We start from the raw sequence: 19,450 nt of genomic DNA, 5'->3' as shown, positions 1-19,450 counted from the left end.
TTAAAGTTATAAAGGAGCGGCTATGTCATTTCAACTCATCATAAAAGTCGAGCATCGCGTTAAGTTAGTTTTTCAGGGTATTTATGGCTAACTCAAGTAATGCTTTACCATCTAATCTTCCATAGATTTCTTGTGGAACAACCATGACAGGAATATGATAACGATCGGCATGTTTCTGAAACTCTTTTTGCTGTGAAGCATAGTGTGGCCCAAGGAATAAAATATCGATTACAGAAAAATATTCTGCAACTTCACTTTCACTTCTGGCTTCAACCGTGACAGGAATGGCCTGGTCTTTTGCTGCATTGCGGGTTCTGGTTGCCAGCATTCCGCTGGAAATACCGGCTCCACAGCATAACATAATAAATATCTTCTTCATGTCATCCTCTTACTTATTGAGTCGTTTATTGATTTCTATTCTTCTATGAAGATACAATTTCTACTCTTTTTCTTATATATTCAAATTAATATTTGCACTCACAGAGGGCAAGTCTCTACTTTTAAATGACAACATAAAACGTAATATTAAGCCATTGTTTTAAACTTATAGGTATTATTATGCTAAGAATTAAACAGAAAGAGTTATTAGATTATCTATTAACTAAAAATGCACCTGTCTCAGCATTAAAATTATCTCAAACTTTAGCGGTATCAATAAGAACTGTAAAAAATCATGTTGCAGAGATTAATGAGTGGCATGAACAAAAAATTATTATTTCCAGCCGGAAAGGCTATTTGTTATCACACAATTTATTATCACTCGATATCGTAAATAAATTACATTATCAGAAAAATAATCTGCCTAAAACGTATCAAGAAAGAGCACACTTTGTTATCAAAGCGATCTTATTATTTAAGAAAAGCAGTAACATATATAACCTCAGTAGTGATTTATGTATAAGTGATTCTACATTAAAAGCATTGATTTATAAAATGAATACATCATTTCAACGTTTTAATGTGAAATTTTTATGTAAAAACAGTCATGTTGAAATATTAGGCGCAGAACATGATTTAAGAAAATTAGTTTATTATGCAATCTTTGAACAAACCAATTATCATTTCATTGATGCAAAAGCATTGGAGAAAATATTTGACAGTAACCAAATTAAAGTTGTTATTGACATAATGACAAGCGTTTTTGATAAGTGGGAACTGTATCTTAGTGATTTTTCATCCACCAACCTTATTTTGCATTTCCTGATATTGATTGAACGATTGAAGAAAGGCAGATTTCTGGATAATCAGAGATTACCGATAGAAAATAGCAGCCTAAAATTGATCTCAGATGAATTATGCGACAAACTTCAATGTTGTTTTGGAATTGTTGTGCCTGAAAGTGAAAGAAGATCCTGCTACCTTTTTTTGAAAACCAACATAAATTCCAATAAGGCAGATAGTGAAATCATTGATTCCGTTGGTGCTAAACTCTATCAATTTACCCGGCAGCTTGCTGAGTCCGTACAAGAAAACTATCTGATTAATGTGTCTTCCGATGATTTTATTTCTTTATTGTCATTACACTTATCCGGATTACAAACCAGACTAAAACATAAAATCTGGACTAAAAACCCCATGCTGGAAATCATCAAAAAGGAATGCAGAATTATCTTTGATATTGCGATATTTATCTCTTTGCAATTAAATGCGTTTTTCAACAATAAATTGAATGAAGATGAAATCTCTTTTATTGCCTTGCATGTTGGGGCAGAATTTGAACGGCAAAAAAGAAGCATTACTAAAGTGAGAGCCGTGCTTTTGTGTCCAAGCTATCGTGGCATTGAAAATAAAATTTACCATCAATTATTGCGTGATTTTGGTGATGAGATCAATCTTATTAAAATCATTTCTCAGCCTGCTCAATTGGAGGGCATAGAGTTTGAATTATTGATTACGACGATAAATTTTTCTCCACGACGATATTATGAAACTATCTATATTTCCCCTTTCCATTTAAGAGATAAACATTCTGAATTGATGGACAAAATTGATACAGCCAAGTCTAATCGGAAATGGGTGACGTTAATACGAAATATTGACTTATTTTTTGATCCTGAACTTTTTCTCTTTAATCCCCATTTTCGCAATCGGGATGAACTTATCGAAAGTGTTTGCCAGAAAATGTTAATGAAGGGATATGTTGAAGCTGATTTCATCGACTGCGTGTATGAACGTGAGCATGCCTCTTCGACGGCTTTTGGTCTCTTAGCGTTACCTCACTCTATAAAACTGGATGCGGTGAAAACCTGTATCGCCGTTGTTATCAGCCCGAAAGGGATACGTTGGGGAAGCGATGAACGGGTACATGTAGTGTTTTTGAGTGCAATAAATCGGATAGACAGAACATGTTTTGCGCAGAGTTATGATGCGTTGTTGGATATCTTCAATTGCGATAGCGTTATTGGTGCTCTTGGTAAACTCACTGATTTCGAAAAGTTTCGAGATATTTTAATCGAATATAAACATCATTAAAGACGCGAGTTCCCAGAAGCGAATTCCCAGAAGCATAGTGACTATGTGACTGGGATAAACGAAAAAACCATACTGGCAGGGGTTCTTTTACAATCAGTTCAATAAGGATCTAAAATATCGATGGCTTTAGCTAAAATTTCATCAACAACACCGGTAATTTTTCCGGTATCGGTACTTGAGCCATCAGGATATGTGGTAACAGCTTTAAAGCGTGCTATTCCTCCCTCACTGATTAAAAGTATGGCGATAATTGTAATGTGTATTCCCCTCTCGTTTCGATTAATTAGTAATCGTTATTTTCATCGGTAATCTTTATAAAAAATGACAGAATGATAGGTTGCACACAATATTTTACGGATTTAACTGTTAATTTCTTTAATGGTTCTGGGTTGTTTTCCCTGAGAAGGACACCTCCAGAAACGACCAGATTATCATTCCAGAAAAAGCAGAGGAAAAGAAATGTCTTATATTCAATCTCATTTAGCGGGGCAGGTTTGGTTCTCACTCGGAGACAGCATAACAGAAAGAGGGGGGTATCAACCCATCGTGACTGAGATGTTAGGCTTAAGAAAATTTGTTAATTACGGCATTGGAGGAACATGTATAGCTCAAAAAGATAAAGATGATAGTTCTGCGATTTGTTTACGCTATAAAGAAATGGGAAACAATCCAGACATCATTACCCTATGGGGAGGGGTTAACGATTTTGGCTATGATTTTGGTTCTCATGGGGGAATAGAAATAGGTGACAGTAAAGACAAAACCCCATTAACATTTATTAGCGCGATGAATTTATTGCTGGCAGGAGTGACAAAGCAATACCCATTATCAAGGATAGGGTTCATCATAACAACGCCCATTTCAATAAAAAGAGGTATGAACGAAAAAAATCTGAAAGGATACTATTTATCTGATTATTGCCATGTTTGTCGGGAAGTTTGCGAAAGATATTCCATTCCGTATCTGGATTTATTGAAAAACTCCGGTTTTAATGAAGGAAATATAGATATCATGACGAGTAATAGCGCAGGGACAGAGTCCGACGGGTTACATCCATCAAAAATAGGCATGGCAAAAATAGCGCCTAAAATTGCAAATTTTATGTTATCAATTTAAGAGGGATTTTGAATGAGAGTTCTGACCATAGATTTATTAAAGATAATGTCTATATTTTTCGTCGTCGTATCCCACGTCACATTATTCTTCTTGTTACGTCATGATAATGACGTGATTTTGTATTTGTATCGGCAGGCAGGCCAGTTAGGTGTTTCGTTATTTTTTATGTGCAGTGGTTATTTTTTGCTAAATAACAAACATGAAAACCAAACAGCTTATGCAGTTAATAAAGTAAAGAGAATTCTAATTGTATTATTGTTTTGGTTGGTCTTTTATTATTGTTATGATAATTTCTTTATTAGTAAATTCACAACAATTTCTCCTGTCAGTTTTTTAAACTATGTTAATGTTAGCAGGATGATATCCGATGCCACTCATTTATGGTTTATATTTGCAATAATTGCTCTTTATATACTAACTCCATTAATACGGGGTTCATTTAATTTAGGGAATGCCAATGGGTTGATAAAGATAATAATCATAATGTTTATTATTTCTAATTTTACCTTATTGAATGCATTGACAGACTATAAATATAACTTTTCCATTGTTCCCTTTAATATTTTACTCCCGTTTCAGGTTCAAGGGCTTCTTAGTTTTCTGATAGGAGGGTATATAGGACTTACAAACCCTAAAATAAAAGCTTTCTCCTTTAACCACATAACTTTATTGGTATTATCTATTATCTCATTGATACTTTTATCATTGATATCAGTCAGAACAGGGATGGCCTTTTTTTATGGGAAATTTTATAATGTCCTCCTTCAGGTTTCTTCCGTATGCTTATTTTTATTCTTGGTTAATTTAAATGTCAGTAAAATATCAGGTATAACAGCAGACATAAGCAAAAATATACTGGGGATATATCTCGTTCACAATATTTTTGTTGTTGAGATCCATAATGGATTCATCCATGAGTTTTTGTTAAGAAAATTTCATTATGTCAATATATATATTTATATAATAGTGTATTCATTACTGGCTTTTCTCCTATCATATATGTTATGTGTTTTATTACGAAAATTTAAGATAACTTCGTCAATTATCACTATTTAATGTGAATAGACGGTTCCCATTTTCGAATGAATAAGACTATAAAAGATCTGCATTTAAAGGAAAAATACAGATCTTAATGGATAATATTAGTTTTTTGCGACACCCTCTTTAGAATGGTGAAGATGTCAAAAATAGGTTAAATAGATTTTAATGTCTCTATTATATTAGGATTTTTCTCTATCAAACATAACATTTTTAACGCTGTTCCCGATGGAATACGGCGCTTTTGCTCCCAACTTTTCAATGACCAAAAGCTTGCGCCTATCATTTCCACAAACTCTTGTCGTCCCATACCGACACTCTCGCGGATAGATTTTACGTCAGGAATAGCGTGGCGGTGAATATGTTCAGGTTTAGGTTGAATTTCACCATTCTCAATATCAACCATTTCATGAACACTATTTAGAAGATCTGCAAATAATTCTTTATCCATAAATTTACCCTCGTTATGGAGAGGTTAACCGCTAGAAAGCGGTGTTTGCTGTTTATTTCATGTATTGAATAGCATTTTTGAGCTGAGCTTTTTGCTCTTGTGTTAAGTCTGCTTGTGCATTTTGGGGATAAACTATCAGTAAATACAGTCGACCACTTAATGTTCTAACATAATAGATAACCGTACCCCACCATGTTTTCCCATTCCCTTGCGACTCCAGCGAATTTTTTTACATCCACCAGTTTGACTAATCGTATCGCCACTATCATGGTGTTTCAGTAAATAGCTCTGGAGTTCCTGAAACTCATCATCTTCCATGAATTTGGCTCGCCTCTTACTGAATGCAGTGGTTTCGATAAACTCCAAATAATTCATCTGAACCTCTGATTGTTATCCATACAAGCATGATGGGGTACTGTGTATCCAGTTGTTACAAGAGGTGCTTAATGAAATTAACAACTCATAAAGAACTGCACGAAAAATGGATGAAAGATCCAGAATATAGAGTGGATTACAAAGAAGAAACAAGAAAAGAACGTTTGCAAGAAACTTTGCAAAAATGGCAGGAATATGCTGGCTTAACACATCAAGAGATCGCCAAAATTATGGGAGTTAACCCTTCTACAGTAAGCGTAATGGAATCAAACGATAAATACGTTGGCACGTTATACCAGAGTATGTGGAGTAGAGTACCCAACAATTATGCTGTGAAATATGGCATCATCATATTTTATCTATTTATTTCAACCTTATGGTGTTAGTAACATATAGAATGATAATAAGGTTGTGTAATATATTAAAATGGATATTCTAATAAATAAAAGGCTGGAAATTTATTTCTCAGCCTTAATAATAAACATTACTCACGCTCAAGCAAACTAACCGCTGCACTAATACGAGGTGTAATATCTGTTTCTGGCAAAGATGGAAGAATTCCCAGCGCCATTTGTCTGAGTGGTTCTGCAATTACCATCGAGATGACAAGTTCACTGATAATATAAAAATCCATTTTTTTCAGTAATCCTTTTTGATACTGGCTTTCAAGCCAGTTAGTCAATATATTTCTGCTTTTTTCAATTTCACTTTGTTGATATTTACTCAATAATATTTCACGATAAGGAAAATCAGATTGTAATAATTTAAATAATCCTACCGCTTCCATAGATAAAGATTTTTCCGCTATTTCAGTTAGAAATATTTTCAATGACTTCATCAATTGCTGAAAATTATTGGCTTCCTTCTTAAAATCGGGAATAAAATTATCTTCCCAACTCATCACTACCTGTTCAAGCAGATCTTCTCGGTTTTTGACAAAACGGTAGAGCGTTTTCTTAGCAATGCCGGCTTTTTTGGCAACCTCATCCAAGGTTGTTTTGTTATAACCTTGATTAATCAGAAGTAGAAAAGTGACGTCGTGAATTTTTTGGCGTATGACTTGCTCTGGAATGGTGGGGCGGCCTCGTGGACGCGGATGATTTTCTGCCATTTTAGCACCTTAATAAGTTATTAATATTTGTATCGCGCTGGCGTGATCCCATTAATAAACAGAACCGCTTGATTTAAGTTTAAATGGAAGAATTAAATTACATTTCATCAATTACAGAATTCGCAGAGGCTTGTCAACCCTATCAAAACGTGATTACCCATTCATAAAAAACAGTAATATGTTGGTATCTGACAGGAATTTCACTATGAATATTTCCCTTCGAACATATCAATAATTTCGGCGTTGTTCATATCGTCAAAATTGGCGGGAATGCTACCCTTGCCTTTAAGGAAGCCTAATTTGCGTTTGGGCTGCTCTTCTGGCATTTTTTATTACCCGGTTATTATTTATAACTTGCTGTTTTTAAAAAACTATTATCATAATTGATCGGGTGAATTATAGAAAATATCCCTACAATGTGACATTCTTCACAAGATGGCACTTTTTGCTAATTTTTGTTAGCAAAAGGGTTGTTTAGATCTTAGTATCGTCATTGTTTGTTACAAATTTAACATTAAATTAACTAAAGCAGGTGAAATACTCCGCCCATCTGATTATTGACTATTCCAGAGCAACGTGTTCTTGGGATAGCGATCTTTTGGCGGTGGCTAAATAATAACAAGACGAATGAGGATTATGACAATGATAAAACGCAACGCACTAGCAATGGCAATTCCGGTACTTCTCATTACAGGGGGCGCAAATGCGGCTGAAATTTATAATAAAGATGGCAATAAAATAGATTTATATGGAAAAGCCGATGTGCAGAGAACTTTCTCCAAATCAGATAGCCAGTCGGGTGACGGTTCTGTCGGTCGTATCGGTATTAAAGGCTCAACCCAAATTACGGAGACACTCACTGGTTTCGGGCGCTGGGAATTCAATATGGGTGCCAATGGTACAGAAGTCGAAAGTGGGGCAAATACCAGAACACGTTTAGCTTTTGCTGGGTTGAAATTTGGTGAATACGGGTCGCTGGATTATGGGCGTAATTATGGTGTGGTTTATGATGCCAACGCATGGACAGATGTATTGCCGGTATTTGGTGGTGATTCCATGGCCGCAACCGATAACTTCCTGATGGGGCGTTCAACAGGGTTATTAACTTATCGTAACACTGACTTTTTTGGTTTGGTCAATGGCCTGAATTTTGCCTTGCAGTATCAGGCTAAAAATGATGAGGGTACTAAAAATAGCCGTAGCGATGTTGCAAGGCAAAATGGCGATGGTTTTGGCCTTTCCAGCACCTATGACTTTGGTAATGGTTTCAATATTGGGGCGTCATACGGCAACTCTGACCGTACTTCGGTACAGAAACGGGGGGCTGATGCCGCTAAAGTTCTGGCAAAAGGCAATAAAGCCGAAGCGTGGATCGTTTCTGCCAAGTATGACAAAGATAACGTCTATCTGGCCGCCATGTATGGTGAAACCCGTAATATGACCCGGTTTGGCAGCTCTGTGAATAACTACACGATGTTTGCCAATAAAACCCAAAATATTGAGTTGACGGCTCAGTATCAGTTTGATTCTGGTTTGCGCCCCTCTGTCGCTTTTGTTTATTCCAAAGGTAAAGATCTGGGTAATGACCTGGCTGACAGGGGCATATTGACAGACAAGGGATCTGAAGATTTGGTGAAATATGTTTCAGTCGGTGCCTTCTATAATTTCAACAAAAACATGGGCACGTATGCTGAATATCAATTCAACTTATTGAAAGACAATGATTTCACCAAGAAAGCGAAGATCAGTACTGACGATGTCTTTGGTGTTGGTTTGGTTTATCGATTTTAATGGTTATCGAACTGCCTCAAACCCATTGAGGCAGTTCTTTTGTGATTACCTTTCGGCTTCGCCACCCAGCGCATCAATCGTATTTTTGATTAGTGCACCAAGTTCCCCTGTCATTAAGGTAAAATCAGCATCGAATCGTTGGGCCACATCTTCACGATCGATATCATCATTTTGATCACGTAAAGTTTCGCTGAATTTAATGCGCTTGAAAGCGCCATCGTCTGACAGCATAAACTGAATGCGCTCTTCCCAATCCAGGGCCAACTTAGTGACATATTTGCCGGATTCAATATGCGCCGCAATTTCGTCTGAGACCAAATCCTGTTTCTTACAGCGGATCACCCCGCCTTCTTCCAGAATGGCTTTTAGCTCGGCCTCATCCATCAGGGCATAACCGGCAGGAAGATCACCTGAACGTACCCACTCGGTTAGCGTCAATTCAATGGGATTGGTGAAAGTAAGAGGCACAACGGGCAGTGATCCTAATGTCTTTCTCAGCAATGCTAGATTATCTTCAGCCCGTTTTGCGCTGGCGGCATCAACGATGATCACATGATTGACGGTATCGATCCAAATATAGGTTTGGCTGAAACGGCTGAATGCTCTTGGCAGTAGCGTATGAATGACTTCATCTTTCAGTGAATCTTTCTCCGTCTTTTTCAGCTTGCGGTGTTGTTCACCTTCCAGACGGGCTATTTTGTCCTGTAATTCCTGCTTAATCACTGGAGAAGGCAGTATTTTTTCTTCTTTGCGTGCGCAGATCAGAATTTGATTGCCGGAAGCATGGGTTAATGCTTCACCGTGGGAACCCATTGGCGAAACCCAGCCAGTTTTCATCATATCCTGGCTGCCGCATGGGGTGAATGCCAATGGGCTTAATTGTTTTTCCAGTTCATCCGCCGAAAGGGAAATCTCTCGGTTTAAACGGTAAATCATTAAATTTTTGAACCATAACATATAGTTACCCCATATTGTTGCGCGTCGTGACAAAGGTCATCTTAAAATATAAGGGGGCATGATAACGAATCCTGTGACGAAGCCCTAGAACTTCTAGAGTTTCCTATAATCACTTCCTCATTTTCATATAATAAACAGCGTCGCCCTGCTCAATAGGAAAAGTGGGCTATGTGCATCGCCAACGAGAGCAGGCAATGTTAAAAGTGCAGCCAGGTGGCTACTCACCACCCTAACCGGAGCACGTTTGTCTTTTTAAGTAAAATTTCATAGGGAGAAGCGGGTTTGAGTTCTCCCGTATTATTCTATAAAGGGGAATAGCATGATGAAGAACATGGTGAAAATATCTACCCTGGCAATGCTGGTGGCATTCAATGTGAACGCAGCAACCGTTGATTTACGGGTGATGGAAACCTCGGATATTCACGGCAATCTGATGGATTTCGATTACTTTAAAGATAAATCCACGGAGCAATTTGGTCTGATTCGTACTGTGAACTTAATTAAGGCGGCCCAAGCGGAAGCAACCAATGCGATCTTGGTCGATAACGGTGACTTGATTCAAGGCAGCCCGCTTGCGGATTATGTGGTGGCAAAAGGATTGAAACAAGGGGAGGTTCATCCAGCCTATAAACTGATGAATACGCTGGATTATACCGTCGGTAACTTTGGTAACCATGAATTCAACTTTGGCTTGGATTATCTGAAACAGGCTATTGCCGGTGCCAAATTTCCTTATATCAATGCGAATATCATCGATGCCAAAACCGGTAAAAACTACTTTACGCCTTATATTATCGTTGAGACGCCAGTGAAAGATCGCGAAGGCAAAGCGCATTCGATTAAGATCGGTTATATCGGTTTTGTGCCACCTCAAATCACCATTTGGGATAAAGCCAATCTCAATGGCAAAGTGGTTGTTAATGACATCACTGAGACCGCAAAAAAATTCGTCCCTCAGATGAAGAAAGAGGGTGCAGAGCTGGTTATCGCCATTCCTCATTCCGGTTTTTCTCAAGATCCTTATAAAGCGATGGCAGAAAACTCGGTTTACTATCTGAGTGACGTCCCCGGCATTAATGCCATTATGTTTGGTCATGCTCACGGTGTATTCCCGGGCAAAGAATATGCGGGTATCAAAGGTGTTAATGTCGCTGATGGCACGATTAATGGCATTCCTGCCGTTATGCCGGGGCAGTGGGGGGATCATCTGGGGGTTGTTGATATGGTGATCAATAACAACAGTGGTGAGTGGAAAGTCGAATCTGCCAAAGCACAAGCCCGCCCTATCTATGATAAAGCCCATAAAAAAGCCCTGGTTGAACGCGATAATCAGCTGGCTGCCATCATCGAAAAAGATCACAAGGGAACCCGTGAGTTCGTCGGTAAATTTATCGGTAAAGCCTCTGACAACATGTACAGCTATCTGGCGCTGATCCAGAGTGATCCCACTGTGCAGATCGTCAATGATGCGCAGGTAGATTACACCAAACGCTTTATTCAGGGTGATCCTAATCTGGATGGCCTTCCTGTTTTAGCGGCGGCGGCCCCTTTCAAAGCCGGCGGGCGTAAAAATTCACCGGCTGACTTTGTGGAAGTGGAAAAAGGTGATCTGACTTTCCGTAACGCCGCAGATTTATATCTCTATCCAAATACACTGGTGGTGGTAAAAGCAACGGGGGCGGATGTGGTTGAGTGGCTGGAATGCGCGGCGGGCATGTTTAACCAGATTGATGCAAACTCCACCAAACCACAAGAATTGCTGAACTGGGAGGGTTTCCGCACGTATAACTTCGATACCATCACAGGGGTTAACTATAAGATAGACCTGACTCAACCTGCTAAATACGACACTGATTGCCAGCTTATCAATAAAGGGGCGAACCGCATCAAAGATGTTACTTATCAGGGTAAGCCAATTGATCCAACAGCCACTTTCCTGATCGCCACCAATAACTACCGTGGTTACGGTAGCAAATTCGCCGGAACCGGAGAAAATCACATTGCATTTGCGTCACCGGATGAAAACCGCACCATTTTGGCTTCTTACATTGCCAGAATAACCAAAGAGAAGGGGGTAGTATCAACTCAGGCTGAAAACAACTGGTCATTCTTGCCAATCAAAACAGATAAAAAATTAGATATCCGTTTCGAAACTTCCCCAACAGAAAAAGCGGCGACATTCGTTAAGGAACACGCCCAATACCCGATGAAGTACTTAAAAAATGATGATACTGGTTTTGCTATCTATCAAATTGATTTAACAGAGAAAAAATAAAACTGACTGAATTTTGTCGTCTTAATGCCTGCTCTTCTGCCTGGCAAAAGGGCAGGTAAGTTATTTATGTGTGATAGCAAGAATTTTGCAGTGATGGGTTGCTTAGGGCCAGAATATTAAGAGATAGTGTGACAGAGATAAAAGATAACGCAGATAAGCGTAGATAAAACCCATAGATCAAAGATAGTGTAACGCGAGTTATTATGCGTTGCACTTTGGTATGAGAATAAATGTCAAATTACGCGAAGGTATTATTCAATATATACACATCACACACATTGCTCAGGCGGTTGTCACTATTTGATTTCCATGTTTAAACCCGAAATTCTGCGGCTAATTGGCTGAAGCCCAATCCATTCTTTTTTTCCACTTTGATCTGAACAGGAATTCGCTCTTTTAAGGCTTCTACATGGCTAATTACCCCGATAGTTTTTCCTGATGCATTAAGGTGATCCAGTGCATCCAAAGCGATATCCAGGGTTTCAGGATCAAGCGTGCCAAAGCCTTCATCAAGGAACAGGGATTCTATTTGTGTTTTGTTACTCACTAGATCAGACAAGGCGAGGGCAAGAGCCAGGCTGACAAGGAAACTTTCACCTCCAGAAAGCGTTTTGGTATCCCTCATGGCTTCCGCTTGCCAGGTGTCAACGACTTGTAATTCCAGCCCACCGTCATCCTTGCGTTGCAAGTAGTAGCGGCCATGTAATTTTTCCAATCGAATATTAGCCAGATGCACGAGATGATCCAATGTCAGGCCTTGAGCAAAACGGCGGAATTTAGCGCCATCGGCGGAGCCAATAAGATTATTGAGATAGCTCCAGTCATCATATGTTTGCTGTAAAAGTGCGATCTGTGCCAGTAACTCCTGTTGGTGTTGGCGGCGAGTTGCATCACTGCTCAATAGGGTTCTGACTTCACCTTGTTGTTGGTTGTTGTGTTTCAACTGAGCCATAACGTCGGTCAATAGGGCGGCTAATTGTTGAGGTTCATACTGGTTAAGTAATTGCGGCTGTGTTTTTGTATGTCGTTGTAAGGCCACTTCTGATTCATGGTGGCGTGTTTTGGCCTGCAATTGTTGCTGTTCAAGTTTTTCTTGTAATTGTTGTAATTTTTCCCGCTGTTCCGGTTCCAATAAAGCACGTTCAAAGGATGATTGATCAGGAAAGCCTTGCTGTTCTAAGCCTGTTTGGAAATGGCTGGCAGCACGTTTGTAGTTTGCTTCGGCGGCGAGGTGGCTTTTTTCTATTTCACTGGCAGCACCGATTAATTGACTCATTTTATTTTGCAGTGTTTGCAGATGGAAAGTTGCTTGTTTGTGGCTCGTTTCCAGTTCATTGGTTTTTTGTTGCAAAGCCTGACGAACGGCAATGATGGATTGTTCGCCAAATAAACGATGACGTTCCTGGCGTGTTTGTTCCAATAACTGTATTTGTTGTTTCTGCTGTTCATTCAAAGCATGAAGATGAGTGGAGAGCTTATTTTTTTGTTTGTCTAGTTCACCCAGTTTGCTTTGCAAGGCTGCTTGCTCTTTTTGTAGCTGCTGCCACTTTTCTCGTGAATTGTGGTAGTTTTTTAATTCCTGTTCACGCTGTTGCAGCCAGTTTTCTGTTTCATAGGGGGCAGGGAGTGTGAAAGGTGTTGGCTGTAATTGTGTGTTTAACTGTTGTGCTGTCGCTGCGTAGTGAGCTTCTATTAGTTGAACTTCTTCCGCCTTTTCTGCCAATTGTTTTTGGGCTGAATCCTGTTTGAATTTTTCCAATTCAATATTCTTTTCACAAGCCTGGTATTGCTCCCGATTGGCAGCAAGTGCTTTTTCGGCTGCTTGATAGTTTTTCTCTGCCTGTGAAAGTGCTTCTTGTTGAGCCTGGTATTGGTGATAAGTAGATTGTCGCTGACTGATAAAGTGATTAACCGTCTCTGCTTTCATCGGTAATTCTGTAGCTTGTAACTGCTGGCAATGGTGTTCCCACTGTTTAACCAATGCTGCTAATTTAATATTGTATTGTGCAATATTTTGCTGCAATTGCTCGCAGTGCTGCTGTTGAATCTGTTGTTTTTGCTGTAGGGTTGCACGATTTTCTTGCAATTGCTCAATCTGTTGGCGCAGCGTTTTCAAACGCTCTTCTGAATGTGGTAGGGCAATATTCTGGTATTCATTGATTAAAGGATGATGAGTTGAACCACACAGCGGGCAAGATTCACCTGCTTTTAATTGTGCCCGTTCTTTTTCCAGGCTAACTATTTGTTGTTCTAAACGAATTCGATTGGTGAGATCGTCATAATGTTGCTGCTTATCTGCCAATTGTTGATTGAGGATTGCGATCTGATCAGGTAAGGCTTTTACCAATGCTTGAGATTGGATCAATTGGTTTTGATCGGCTGAGATCGTGGTATGTAACTGCTGGATCTGGGGAAGTAAGATCTCCAGTTGGTTTTGTGATACTAATTGTTTCTGATAATTTTCTAAATTTTTTTGTAATTGTTCTAGTGGATGCTTTTGCTGCAAAGTTGTGAGTTGGCTTGCCGCAGTGGCAAGGCTGTTGCGCAGTATTTGGCTCTGTTCTTGTTGTTTGGCTAACTCTGCATTCAAGGTATGTAAATCATCGGTTGTGCGGGCAAGCTCTGAGGCAATTTGTTGGGTGCTTTGGGTAAGCTGATCTATTTTTTCTTGTCGCTCTTTCTGGCGGGTGAATAGTTGTTTCCATTCAGGCAGTTTGCTGTCCAAACTGCGGTAATAAGGGTGCTGCTCATCATAGGATTCCAACGCCTTTTGTTCGCTATTTAAAGCTGCTGTTCGGTCCTGTGTCGCTTGGTGTTGGGATAAGATGTCTGTGAGGTCACGGTTTTGTCCTGCAATCTCTTGCTCAAGTTTCAGCAGATCTTTGGATTGGATATCAATTTTATGATCGAGCGGCATAATTTGCGCTGAGATGAGCGTTTCTTGTTGGTTTTGATGCTGTTGATGTTCTTCCCGCTGTTTTTCCAGTTGTGTCAGTTGCTGTTCGGCAGGTTGCAGCATTGCCAGTTGTTGTTGGCGCTCATACTCTATTTTTGTGCGTTGTTCTATGATCCGCTGTTTTTCATGGATGGCTCGGTTTTGGGCATCCCATAATGGACGGATTTTCTCTGCGGGTTCGCCAGCAGCAAGTTGTTGCAATTGAGGTTGTGCTTCCTGAATGTCTTGTTCAGTTTGTTGTAAAAGTGAAGCACTGCTGACCAGTGATTGCTGTAGCTCATCCTGTCGCAAAAGCCACTGTTCAGCTGTTTGCAAGGCTTTCATTTGTTGGCTGAGTTGGGTTTCTTCTGTAATGAGCTGCTGTTGTTGGTTTTGGTATGTCTGTTGTTGTTCTGGCGTGAGTAACTCAATGGAAGCGGCTTTGGCTTGTTGGATATTCAGCTCAGATTGCACCTCTTTATGGCGTTGATAAATTTCCTGGGACAGCATGCCGTAAATTTCTGTACCGGTTAGCTCTTCCAGTAGATCGGCTCTGTCTTTATCCTGTGCATTCAAAAATGCGGCAAAATTCCCCTGTGACAAAAGCATGGATTTGGTAAAACGGCTAAAATCCAGCCCAGTTATTTCGGCTATTTTTTCTTTTTTCTCTGGAATTTTATCAGACAGGATTTTTCCCTCTTTTTTGAGGGCTAATTCTCCTTTTGGGGGCTGGAGTTTGCCATTTACCTGGTTACGAGCACGACGCTGACTCCAAAATGCCCGATAAGCGACGCCTTTGACTTCAAATTCTACTTCAGCAAGACACTCTGCGGTATGACGGGTCATAAGTTCATTTTGCGAGGCAGAAATAGTGTTGAGCCTTGGTGTTTCATGATAAAGGGCGAGGCAAATGGCATCCAATAAAGATGTTTTCCCTGCACCCGTTGGGCCGATAATGGCAAATAATCCATTGCTGGCAAAGGGTTCTGCCGTAAAGTCAATTTTCCACTCACCTTGCAGGGAATTGATATTTTTCAGCCGTAAGCTAAGAATTTTCATGGCATGTTCTCTTCAGGTTATTGCTGAGAAATATCATCCAGCGTCTGTTTAAATAGAGTGGTCAGGCGTTGTTTTTGGGCAAGATCATCGATTTCTGCCAGCGTTAAACGCCGCTCAAAGACTTCATCTACACTTAGCTCGGTAAGCGTTTCTTTATGTTGTTCTGACAGTGACCGTTGGCGAGCGCTTTTGCTGCGGCGTAGCAGGATAATCTCAACAGGCAACCCTTCACTTAGGGCCTGAATGCGTTTTTGGATGTCGTGCAGATAATCCTGGGTTGCGACTTCAATATCCAGCCAAACCGGGCGCTCTCCCTGATGTTCCTTGAAAACGTGTAATTGTTCTTCGATTTGTTTCAAATTACCACGAATAAGCTGCATAGGCTGATAATGTGGGATTGGTAACAGTGTGATGTTATCGAGTTTGCCTGATGTAAAGTCCACTAAGCAGACACTTTTTTCCTGTCCCACTTCATCAAAGCTGAGTGGAATAGGAGAACCGCTGTAGCGGATATGCGCTGATTTACCGATGACTTGCGGGCGGTGGATATGCCCTAGTGCAATATAGTCAGCAGGAGGGAATGACTGTGCGGGGAAGGCCTCTAATGTGCCGATGTAAATATCTCGAACGGAATCTGTAGTGGAAGCGCCCACCGTAGTGAGGTGACCCGTGGCGATAATCGGTAATGGCTGGCCGAGCTGTTCTCGTAATGCACAGGCTTGTTGGTAGAGCTTGTGATAATGCCCGGAGATGGCATCCTGTAGTGCCTGTTGCTTTTGTACGCCCGATTGCCCCGCCTGACTGGTCATAATATCCCGTGGCCGCAGATAGGGAATGGCACAGAGAATGGCCCCTGCATTGCCATCTCTGTTATTCAGAAGCTTTATCTGCTGTGTGATATCTTCAGTTTCAGCATTGGCAATCACAAGGGTATTCAGGTAAGAGAGGAGGGATTTTGATTCGTTAAGTGTGGCAACAGAATCGTGGTTTCCACCAAGAATGACAAGCTGGCAGCCTGTAGGCTGTAATGCCACAATGAATTTGTTATAAAGTTCACGTGCGTAGCTGGGGGGCGAACCAGTATCAAAAATATCGCCGGCAATAATTAGTGCATCAACTTGATATTGAATGATTTTTTCAATCAGCCACTGCAAAAAATGCTTATGTTCAGCAGCGCGGCTTTTAGTAAAAAAATATTGGCCAAGATGCCAGTCAGATGTGTGAATAATTCGCATGATTTTCCCGCCCGTTACTTCCTTGCTTGTTGCAGGAGTTAATTATAATGGCAGTTTGAGGGATGTCCTGTGCAATTCGACATTCTTTACTGAATTTTCGAGCTACTTCGCATCCACAGTGAAATATGACAAAGTTGCAAAATTTTCTTTGAGAGCCAGTTTGTCTCTTGCTAATTGAGGAGTAAGAGGTTTCATCAAAGTGTCATAAAATTGACTCATAATGTTTTGTAGTGAACTCACTGACCTTAATGACATTAACGGAATTAGCCATGGTTAAACGCATTTTGGTAGTTGAAGATGAAGTGCCGATTCGTGAAATGGTCTGTTTTGCTCTGGAACAAAACGGTTATCAGGCCATTGAAGCGGAAGATTACGATACGGCGATAAGACGTTTGTCTGAGCCTTATCCTGATTTGGTATTATTGGACTGGATGCTGCCGGGAGGTTCGGGAATACAACTTATCCGGCAAATGAAACGGGATAATAACGTTAAGGCGATCCCTATTATTATGGTCACGGCTCGGGTGGAAGAAGAAGATAGGGTACATGGCTTAGATGTCGGTGCCGATGACTATATAACAAAGCCTTTTTCACCCAAGGAATTGATTGCCCGGGTTAAGGCTGTTTTGCGCCGCCTTTCACCTATAGAGTCGGAAGAGATTATTGATATGGGTGGATTAGCGCTGGATCCGTCATCCCACCGCGTTTCCAGTCATGGACAAGATGTGGAAATGGGACCAACTGAATTCAAACTTCTCCACTTTTTTATGACTCATCCTGAGCGTGTTTATAGTCGTGAGCAGCTACTCAACTATGTGTGGGGAACAAATGTTTATGTGGAAGATCGTACGGTTGATGTACATATTCGCCGTTTGCGTAGGGCGCTGGAGATAGGGGATCACGCAAGGATGGTACAGACGGTGCGTGGTACGGGTTATCGCTTTTCTACCCGCTATTGATTGTTCGGAGTAAAGTCGCGTGCTTGAGCGTTTATCCTGGAAAAAGTTGGTATGGGGGCTTGTGCTTTTTTGCTTGCCCGCTGTCATTTTGTCTCTTTTCATCGGTCAGTTAGCATGGTTGCTGGTTATTGCACTATTTTTGGCTCTGATATGGCATGGCTATAATTTACTGAAATTATCCGATTGGTTATGGCTGGATCGCAATATGTTACCGCCCGCCGGTTGTGGCGGCTGGGAACCTATCTTTTATGGTATTTATCAGTTGCAGCAACGCAATCGCAAACGACGTCGTGAACTCGCATTACTCATCAAGCGCTTTCGCAATGGGGCGGAATCATTGCCGGATGCCATTGTGATAATGACCACGGAGGGCAATATTTTTTGGTGTAATCGTCTGGCTCAGCATTTACTTGGATTCCGCTGGCCTGAGGATAACGGTCAGCATATTTTCAACCTGCTTCGCTATCCTGATTTTAGCCGTTATATTACAGCGAATGATTTTTCCCACCCTCTGTCCATCGAATTGAATAATGGCAATATGATAGAGTTCCGCATTATGCCTTATTCTGAGAAGCAATTATTGATGGTCGCGCGCGACATCACCCAAAAACGACAGTTGGAAAATGCCAGACGGGATTTTTTTGCCAATGTAAGTCATGAACTCAAAACCCCTCTCACTGTACTGCAAGGTTATCTGGAAATGATGGAGGATCAGGCGTTCGACACTAACGTAAACCAGAAAGTCATCGGTACAATGCGGGAACAAATACGAAGAATGGATGGTTTGGTGCAACAACTGCTGCATCTTTCCAAAATTGAAGGGGGACCACAAGTGAACATGAATGAAGTCGTGGATGTTCCCAACATATTGAAAGTATTGCAACGGGAAGTATTGCAACGAAAAGTATTGGCCTTGGGAAATGAGCAGCACGATATTGTGTTTGATATTGATGAAAGGCTGAAAGTGTTTGGTAATGAAGAGCAATTACGCAGTGCAATGTCCAACCTTGTTTATAACGCCATTACACATACCCCTCCGGGCACAAGGATTGAGGTGAGCTGGCGAGATGTTTCCCAAGGCGCACAGTTCAAAGTGGAAGACAATGGCGGTGGAATTAGCGCGGAACATTTACCACGTCTGACAGAACGTTTTTATCGCGTCGATCTGGCCCGCTCACGTCAAACTGGGGGGAATGGGTTAGGTTTATCGATAGTGAAACATGCATTGCATCACTATAATACTCATCTTGATATTGCGAGTACTTTAGGGAAAGGCTCAGTGTTTAGCTTTTTATTGGCATCTCGGCTTATTGCCTCTGCCAAAAACCGTTTTACGACAAAATAATTTATGCGTTAGCATGAACAAAAAATGTGCGCGAGCAGAAAATGAACAAATCATATAGTGTGTATTCAATGATAGATAACAATAATAACTGATTTTAAAAACCAGTTCAGTACATTATTCTGGTTTTTGGTTTTACACTTGCCTTTTAGCGCTATAAAAGTTTTACTTGGGGGCAGTTGTTGGCGATTCTAGCTGTTATTACTACTATCATTCTGTATCTTGCGATTATCAGTGAATATTATGTTGATCACTGACTGTTAAATCAGAATTCGGTCTCGCCAGTGAAAATTCAAGTAGTTGCGATAGTTACTGTCGCAAATGCATCTCTTTT

The 19,450-nt window shown here is 40.5% G+C and carries 16 protein-coding genes; 8 read left to right on the top strand and 8 right to left on the bottom strand.

Translation table 11 applies throughout. The features are described 5' to 3' along the window. Window positions 1–64 precede the first annotated feature (64 nt). Window positions 65–379: a PTS sugar transporter subunit IIB gene (locus AAY47_RS03465; protein WP_047766907.1), complete on the bottom strand. Its 315-nt coding sequence runs from the start codon at window positions 377–379 to the stop codon at window positions 65–67. A gap of 179 nt (window positions 380–558) precedes the next feature. Here AAY47_RS03465 and AAY47_RS03460 point away from each other — a divergent pair, with 179 nt between their 5' ends. The 3 genes from AAY47_RS03460 to AAY47_RS03450 all read left to right on the top strand — a co-directional run bounded on the left by AAY47_RS03460 (window position 559) and on the right by AAY47_RS03450 (window position 4,644). Beyond that, on the top strand, window positions 559–2,472 hold the full coding sequence (locus tag AAY47_RS03460) for a BglG family transcription antiterminator (RefSeq protein WP_047766905.1): 1,914 nt from the start codon (window positions 559–561) through the stop codon (window positions 2,470–2,472). 459 nt (window positions 2,473–2,931) lie between these two features. Next, complete coding sequence (locus AAY47_RS03455; protein WP_047766903.1) at window positions 2,932–3,588, top strand: SGNH/GDSL hydrolase family protein; 657 nt, start codon at window positions 2,932–2,934, stop codon at window positions 3,586–3,588. 12 nt (window positions 3,589–3,600) lie between these two features. Then, entirely contained in the window at window positions 3,601–4,644 is a 1,044-nt protein-coding gene (locus AAY47_RS03450) for an acyltransferase (RefSeq protein WP_047766901.1), read from the top strand. 136 nt (window positions 4,645–4,780) lie between these two features. On the opposite strand, the gene nadS is transcribed toward AAY47_RS03450, so the two are convergent. Both nadS and AAY47_RS03440 read right to left on the bottom strand, forming a co-directional pair. Then, on the bottom strand, window positions 4,781–5,077 hold the full coding sequence (gene nadS / locus AAY47_RS03445) for a NadS family protein (protein ID WP_047766899.1): 297 nt from the start codon (window positions 5,075–5,077) through the stop codon (window positions 4,781–4,783). Window positions 5,078–5,233: 156 nt separating this feature from the next. Continuing rightward, complete coding sequence (locus tag AAY47_RS03440; protein WP_369813292.1) at window positions 5,234–5,452, bottom strand: hypothetical protein; 219 nt, start codon at window positions 5,450–5,452, stop codon at window positions 5,234–5,236. Window positions 5,453–5,523: 71 nt separating this feature from the next. On the opposite strand from AAY47_RS03440, the gene AAY47_RS03435 reads away from it, so the two are divergent. Next, window positions 5,524–5,838, top strand: coding sequence for a hypothetical protein (locus AAY47_RS03435; RefSeq protein WP_235428273.1), 315 nt, complete (start codon window positions 5,524–5,526; stop codon window positions 5,836–5,838). Between the two features lie 98 nt (window positions 5,839–5,936). On the opposite strand, the gene AAY47_RS03430 is transcribed toward AAY47_RS03435, so the two are convergent. After that, window positions 5,937–6,563, bottom strand: a complete 627-nt coding sequence (locus AAY47_RS03430) for a TetR/AcrR family transcriptional regulator (protein ID WP_047766897.1) — start codon at window positions 6,561–6,563, stop codon at window positions 5,937–5,939. Between the two features lie 203 nt (window positions 6,564–6,766). After that, on the bottom strand, window positions 6,767–6,889 hold the full coding sequence (locus AAY47_RS23025) for a hypothetical protein (RefSeq protein ID WP_255334747.1): 123 nt from the start codon (window positions 6,887–6,889) through the stop codon (window positions 6,767–6,769). Window positions 6,890–7,205: 316 nt separating this feature from the next. Here AAY47_RS23025 and AAY47_RS03420 point away from each other — a divergent pair, with 316 nt between their 5' ends. Next, window positions 7,206–8,354: a porin gene (locus AAY47_RS03420; protein ID WP_047766894.1), complete on the top strand. Its 1,149-nt coding sequence runs from the start codon at window positions 7,206–7,208 to the stop codon at window positions 8,352–8,354. A 45-nt stretch (window positions 8,355–8,399) separates the two neighbouring features. On the opposite strand, the gene rdgC is transcribed toward AAY47_RS03420, so the two are convergent. Continuing rightward, the gene (rdgC, locus tag AAY47_RS03415) at window positions 8,400–9,311 is read right to left on the bottom strand and encodes a recombination-associated protein RdgC (protein WP_047766893.1); all 912 of its coding nucleotides are present in this window, start codon (window positions 9,309–9,311) and stop codon (window positions 8,400–8,402) included. Window positions 9,312–9,630: 319 nt separating this feature from the next. Between rdgC and AAY47_RS03410 the strand changes: the two genes are divergently transcribed. Then, window positions 9,631–11,586, top strand: a complete 1,956-nt coding sequence (locus AAY47_RS03410) for a bifunctional 2',3'-cyclic-nucleotide 2'-phosphodiesterase/3'-nucleotidase (protein ID WP_047766891.1) — start codon at window positions 9,631–9,633, stop codon at window positions 11,584–11,586. A gap of 313 nt (window positions 11,587–11,899) precedes the next feature. Here the strand turns inward: AAY47_RS03410 and AAY47_RS03405 are convergent, their stop codons facing one another. Both AAY47_RS03405 and sbcD read right to left on the bottom strand, forming a co-directional pair. Continuing rightward, the gene (locus AAY47_RS03405; protein WP_047766889.1) at window positions 11,900–15,580 is read right to left on the bottom strand and encodes an AAA family ATPase; all 3,681 of its coding nucleotides are present in this window, start codon (window positions 15,578–15,580) and stop codon (window positions 11,900–11,902) included. Between the two features lie 17 nt (window positions 15,581–15,597). Continuing rightward, entirely contained in the window at window positions 15,598–16,815 is a 1,218-nt protein-coding gene (gene sbcD, locus AAY47_RS03400; RefSeq protein ID WP_047766888.1) for an exonuclease subunit SbcD, read from the bottom strand. 269 nt (window positions 16,816–17,084) lie between these two features. Between sbcD and phoB the strand changes: the two genes are divergently transcribed. Next, entirely contained in the window at window positions 17,085–17,774 is a 690-nt protein-coding gene (gene phoB, locus AAY47_RS03395; protein ID WP_047766886.1) for a phosphate regulon transcriptional regulator PhoB, read from the top strand. Window positions 17,775–17,793: 19 nt separating this feature from the next. Continuing rightward, the gene (gene phoR / locus AAY47_RS03390; protein WP_047766884.1) at window positions 17,794–19,119 is read left to right on the top strand and encodes a phosphate regulon sensor histidine kinase PhoR; all 1,326 of its coding nucleotides are present in this window, start codon (window positions 17,794–17,796) and stop codon (window positions 19,117–19,119) included. The last annotated feature ends 331 nt before the right edge of the window (window positions 19,120–19,450 follow it).

This window comes from Xenorhabdus griffiniae (assembly GCF_001028135.1).
Classification (GTDB): domain Bacteria; phylum Pseudomonadota; class Gammaproteobacteria; order Enterobacterales; family Enterobacteriaceae; genus Xenorhabdus; species Xenorhabdus bakwenae.
The sequence above is the reverse complement of the archived record's forward strand: the minus strand, read 5'-3'. Positions and strand labels throughout refer to the sequence as shown.